Origin of the sequence: Haloferax sp. Atlit-4N, from assembly GCF_003383025.1 — an archaeon.
Classification (GTDB): Archaea; Halobacteriota; Halobacteria; order Halobacteriales; family Haloferacaceae; genus Haloferax; species Haloferax gibbonsii.
The window spans coordinates 1-676 of sequence record NZ_PSYY01000020.1; the positions used below are offsets into that span (position 1 = coordinate 1).

Below are 676 nucleotides of genomic sequence, written 5' to 3' on the forward strand. Positions count from 1 at the left end.
CTGTTCTCTTAGCTCACTACCTATCTGCATCCATGAAGGACGCTATTGAACTGCTTTGTACGGGGGATCTTCACCTCGGCCGTCACCCGAGTCGGATTCCAGGTGATTTGGATGGCCCCGAGCTGTCGCCGAAAGCTGTCTGGTTGTCGACGGTCCAAGAAGCAATCGACCGAGATGTTGACGCGATTGTGATTACTGGTGATGTTGTCGATCAAGAAAATCGCTATTTCGAGGCGTATGGTGCGTTCGAAGACGGGGTTGCCCAACTCGACGAAGCGGGGATTCCGATTGTCGTTGTTGCCGGTAATCACGACTTCGATGTCCTTCCAGATATGGTCGATAACGTCGACTCTGACTCCCTCCAGTTCCTCGGGAGAGATGGTCAGTGGGAACGTTGGACTCTCGAACGAGACGGTGAGCCGTTAGCACACTTTGATGGCTGGTCGTTTTCGGCCGAACACGTCTACGAGTCTCCGCTCGAGGAGTACGAGCTTCCGGTGCCCGATGACGCGCCACAGGTTGGAGTACTTCACGCCGACCTCGACTCCCGAGGAAGCCGATACGCACCGGTCCTGTCCAGCGAACTCCGAGACACCTCCGCAGATACCTGGCTACTCGGACATATCCACAATCCAGGCGTCCAAATCGACTCGCATCCACTAGCGTTGTACTCCGG

At 55.8% G+C, this 676-nt stretch carries 1 protein-coding gene; it reads left to right on the top strand.

All coding sequences use genetic code 11. The features are described from left to right. Positions 1–32: 32 nt before the first annotated feature. Positions 33–676, top strand: a 644-nt coding sequence (locus C5C07_RS22015; RefSeq protein ID WP_233510485.1) for a DNA repair exonuclease, incomplete at its 3' end; no start/stop codon positions are given.